This window comes from Nostoc sp., from assembly GCF_036917515.1.
Lineage (GTDB): Bacteria > Cyanobacteriota > Cyanobacteriia > Cyanobacteriales > Nostocaceae > Nostoc.
On record NZ_JBALDE010000207.1, the window covers coordinates 1 to 3,957 of the forward strand.

Consider the following 3,957-nt stretch of genomic DNA (forward strand, 5'->3'; position numbering starts at 1 on the left):
AATGCTCTGAATGCGGTAACTAAAAAAGACATTATTGGATGGTTCACCCACTGCTGTTACTATATTGCACCCAACTGAGAACCGCTATATTATCTTCTTGCCACTGACGATAGGAACGACGTTTTCCCTTTTGTCTACCGAAGACAACCATCACATCAGGTGCAGTCGGTGCAATCAGCCGAGAACGGACGGGATACCAAAGCAAATCTCCCGCAATCAAAACACGATCGTTATTAGCAAACAGAATCTCTAAATTCTCCTTAATCAGGACAATCCAACGATATTGCTCTGTATTGTCTGCCGTTGGTTTGCCGTCGCTATCTGGATAGAGGAGATCGGGGTCTATTTGCTCAAAGATCGTCATCGTATTTAACCCAGCGGCTCTTGACTTCCAATTCAATTATGATTGCTTCTAGAAGTCTAATCGCAATGGCTGCCCCAAAAACCTTAGAATAAGTAGGTGTATTTAAATCTGTAACAAATATTTATGCCTCCTCGTTGGCCTCGCAAACCTGATCGCAAAGACCCTGATTACCGCAAGATTGATGACCGGATGAATTTTGCCATGCATGTAGCGATCGCTGCTACGATTAATTCTGGCTTGTGGTTTTTCCACATCTTGAAAAGCACTACTTGGGACTGGCTGCCGTTGTTGACTTTAAGTTGGACAGGAATATTGTTGGTGCATCTGATTTATATTAGTGCGATCGCTAACTACACCGAAACTCCACCAAAATCCACCTGAAGATGGATTACTCATGCTAGGGCGATTGTAACCTCTGGTAGTAGGATTAAGCTGTTAATTGAGCCATAATGTAAAAAAGCCTGAGATTTCGCACTTTTTCTTAACGTAGGGTTATTTTTATGGCAAAGACTAACACCACAGAACTACTAGAAGCCCTAGCAGCTGAAATTGGCGAAAATATTTACATAGACATTGCCAAATGGCATCTTTATTTATCTAATGCCAAACTGCATACAGTTGTTGCCGAGCAACTGTATCCCTTAATTACTTCCAATGCTGTAAATGAAGATCAAGTTTTAAAAGTCTTGAAATCAATTACAGTAAAAATTGGTGGCGGTAGAAGCGAACTTCCTTTAAGTGATTTACTGCCACTGCAATGTCAAGTAACATTAGTTGATATTTTAGAAAAATATCAACGCGAAATTTAATCTCTACAACCAAAATTATTTGAATTAGATAATTTTCTCGATCAGTATTTCCTTATTTGAAATACTGAGTTGCTAATTAATTTATTGTGTCAATTTTATAAAGATAAAAATTACAAAGGCACATAAATTAATTTTGTGTAATTTATGTGTTCATATCTGGTAAAAGTTTCCTTTAACAATTAAGGAATCTCAACCTTTTAAATCGGTTGAGAATCAAGTGAACATATCTTGAGACTCACTCCCAACTTTCATGCAAATTTATTGAGGCAATTTATATGCTTTTACAAGTCAAAGATAGTGGCGAATTGGTAAAAATTGTTGAAATTCAGGAATTAATTGACCCGAATACTGATGTTGTTAAAGCAAAAGACCAAGAGGGTCAAGAAGAACAGCAACCAGAGACTTTTAAAAAAGAAAATCTCATTTTTCCTTCAGGTGAAGTTCTACCGCGCTGTTGGTTAGATGCTGACTATAGACACGACAACGCTTAATAATTTTAAAATCAGGTAACTTGTAATAGTAGGGGCGCATAGATGTGCGCCCCTACTATATGCCAGATTATGACGCAGCTTTTTCTCCTACCGTCACCGTTTCATTCTGCTGAAACTTTGGAAAAAATCTCTTAGTAATCCAGTCAGTTAAAATGTGAGATAGTAATCCCAAAGGCCCAGCGAACAAAGATAAAGCCAAAGAGTGAATTGTCCAAACACCTGTTTTCTGTCCTTCCCAATAAATCCAACGACCGACAAATAAATCCATCACTAAAAAATGAATCCAACCTGTTGCCGCAGCTGTTTCATCCGCAAAAAACCGTGCAATATCAGCTAATTGAGGATTCGATAAAGCTTGAGCATTTTCTGGGGTAATGCTGTTGATAAACAAATACAAATACGCCCCAGCTAAAAGCACAAAGGGTAAAGATGATGACATTATGTGTCGTGTAACTTTCCAGTTCGGTAATAAAATCATCAACGCCCAAAATGGCAAGACAAAAAGGTTGGCAACGTTAAATAGTTGAGAAATCGTCATCTTGTTTGTAAAGCGAAGGGTGAAGTTTAAGTTATGAGTTATGAGTTATGAGTAAACAATTCAGAGCTTTTAGTTACTTAGTATTATTTATTTTCTGGAATTGACTAATACACAATAGCAGTATAAATTTCCCATTATAAGTTACTCTAAGTCGCGTAATAACCAATAGACAAGGGCAAAATTCCCTTGTTAAAGGTAGGCAAACTTCTGCCACAGTGTATTAATTTTACTTAACTCTTAACTCTTTACTTATAAAGCTATAAGTTGTGATTCAATTTCTGAAGACTTCAAATCACGTCCAATGAAAACTAAGCGCGTTTGCCTAGCTTCTTCTGGTTTCCAGGGGCGATCGTAAAATTTATCAAATCGGGTTCCTACACCTTGCATCACTAAACGCATAGATTTATTTGGCACTGCAATAAAGCCTTTAATTCGGTAAATTTCTTGTTGTTGTACTAATGTTTGCAACTGCTGTTGCAGCTTTTCTGGATCAAAGGTACGATTCAAAGTTAAATTAGCTGAAGTAATTTCTTCATCGTGATTGTGGTCTTCTTCAGTATCGTGATGACTAGGACGAGAATCTAAATTGTCTTCGACTGCAGCTTGGAATCCTAATAATATAGATGCGTCTATTTGAGAACGATCGCTCTCGACAATCTTCACCACTCTGGGCAACTCTTGCTTAATCAAGTCCTCAACTCTGGCTTTTGTCTCGACATCTACCAAGTCAATTTTATTCAACACTACCAAGTCTGCACAAGCAAGTTGGTCTTCAAACAGTTCTTGCAAGGGTGTTTCGTGTTCTAGATTATCATCTGCTTGTCGCTGGGCTGCGATCGCATCTGGATCGCTAGCAAATGTCCCGGCTGCTACCGCCGCACAATCTACCACGGTAATTACCGCGTCCACAGTGGCAGCGTTGCGAATTTCTTGCCAGCGAAAAGCTTTCACCAGTGGTTTTGGTAAAGCTAAACCAGAGGTTTCAATCAAAATGCAGTCGATGCTATCTCGCCGCTTAATTAACTCTTGCATCGTCGGGTAAAACTCTTCCTGCACGGTGCAGCATAAGCAGCCGTTGGTTAATTCAAAGATATTAGTGTCACCCTCACCATCTTCGGGGCAAATTTGACAGGATTTTAACAATTCACCATCAATACCGAGTTCGCCAAATTCATTGACTAAAACGGCAATACGCCGTCCTTGGTTGTTTTGTAGCAGGTGGCGAATTAGGCTGGTTTTTCCACTACCTAAGAAGCCTGTGATCACTGTGACAGGAATTTTCGTAGCCATATTTTTGCCTGATTTACCCAGTATGGTAAGTTTTACAGGTTACAAACTTAAATACTGAGATTAAGCTTGGTTTGAAGATTGACTTAGTTATTTTAAGCTGAAAGTCTATAGTAAACCTGAAAATATTGCCGTAGTTGTTGAGTTTAGGTTTGGCTTTAATTCTTCAAATCATTGTGGCACAAACGGTAGAGAAGTTGGAACAAAAAGCAACATCTGCCGAAGAAATGAAAAATTATGAAGAAGCCGCTAATATTTGGCGGAGTTTCATTACCCTAAGCATCACCAATTTCGGAAACAATTCTTCGGTAACAACCATCATACAAACGCCCAAAATTCGTGCAATCAATACTGATGCAAATGTCCTACAGACAAATATAGCAGTTCCTGCTTGAGTGCAATACAGTATGGGATGATGGAGTATATCAACGTCTAAGTGCCTGTAGAATGAAACCTTACTCCTGTGAT

Annotated in this window: 7 protein-coding genes; 4 read left to right on the forward strand and 3 right to left on the reverse strand. The window is 38.7% G+C overall.

Annotation, left to right across the window (positions count from 1 at the left end):
- Positions 1-43: 43 nt before the first annotated feature.
- Entirely contained in the window at positions 44-364 is a 321-nt protein-coding gene (locus V7K89_RS27195; RefSeq protein WP_335192776.1) for a hypothetical protein, read from the reverse strand.
- A 123-nt stretch (positions 365-487) separates the two neighbouring features.
- Here V7K89_RS27195 and V7K89_RS27200 point away from each other — a divergent pair, with 123 nt between their 5' ends.
- The 3 genes from V7K89_RS27200 (at position 488) to V7K89_RS27210 (ending at position 1,664) form a co-directional block, all read left to right on the forward strand.
- Positions 488-745: a hypothetical protein gene (locus V7K89_RS27200; protein WP_335192778.1), complete on the forward strand. Its 258-nt coding sequence runs from the start codon at positions 488-490 to the stop codon at positions 743-745.
- Between the two features lie 119 nt (positions 746-864).
- Positions 865-1,173, forward strand: a complete 309-nt coding sequence (locus tag V7K89_RS27205) for a DUF3181 family protein (RefSeq protein ID WP_335192780.1) — start codon at positions 865-867, stop codon at positions 1,171-1,173.
- A gap of 275 nt (positions 1,174-1,448) precedes the next feature.
- Positions 1,449-1,664, forward strand: coding sequence for an acetyltransferase (locus tag V7K89_RS27210; RefSeq protein ID WP_335192781.1), 216 nt, complete (start codon positions 1,449-1,451; stop codon positions 1,662-1,664).
- A gap of 67 nt (positions 1,665-1,731) precedes the next feature.
- Here the strand turns inward: V7K89_RS27210 and V7K89_RS27215 are convergent, their stop codons facing one another.
- A complete protein-coding gene (locus V7K89_RS27215) occupies positions 1,732-2,202 on the reverse strand; it encodes an ABA4-like family protein (protein ID WP_335192783.1) in 471 nt (156 codons plus the stop codon).
- Positions 2,203-2,451: 249 nt separating this feature from the next.
- Positions 2,452-3,492, reverse strand: a complete 1,041-nt coding sequence (gene cobW, locus V7K89_RS27220) for a cobalamin biosynthesis protein CobW (protein WP_335192785.1) — start codon at positions 3,490-3,492, stop codon at positions 2,452-2,454.
- A gap of 149 nt (positions 3,493-3,641) precedes the next feature.
- On the opposite strand from cobW, the gene V7K89_RS27225 reads away from it, so the two are divergent.
- The gene (locus V7K89_RS27225) at positions 3,642-3,884 is read left to right on the forward strand and encodes a hypothetical protein (RefSeq protein WP_335192787.1); all 243 of its coding nucleotides are present in this window, start codon (positions 3,642-3,644) and stop codon (positions 3,882-3,884) included.
- Positions 3,885-3,957 lie beyond the last annotated feature (73 nt).

Excerpts from the sequence above, each read along its gene's own strand:
- cobW (WP_335192785.1), bottom strand. The coding sequence starts at position 3,492 with ATGGCTACGAAAATTCCTGTCACAGTGATCACAGGCTTCTTAGGTAGT.
- V7K89_RS27205 (WP_335192780.1), top strand. The coding sequence starts at position 865 with ATGGCAAAGACTAACACCACAGAACTACTAGAAGCCCTAGCAGCTGAA.
- V7K89_RS27210 (WP_335192781.1), top strand. The coding sequence starts at position 1,449 with ATGCTTTTACAAGTCAAAGATAGTGGCGAATTGGTAAAAATTGTTGAA.
- V7K89_RS27195 (WP_335192776.1), bottom strand. The coding sequence starts at position 364 with ATGACGATCTTTGAGCAAATAGACCCCGATCTCCTCTATCCAGATAGC.
- V7K89_RS27215 (WP_335192783.1), bottom strand. The coding sequence starts at position 2,202 with ATGACGATTTCTCAACTATTTAACGTTGCCAACCTTTTTGTCTTGCCA.
- V7K89_RS27200 (WP_335192778.1), top strand. The coding sequence starts at position 488 with ATGCCTCCTCGTTGGCCTCGCAAACCTGATCGCAAAGACCCTGATTAC.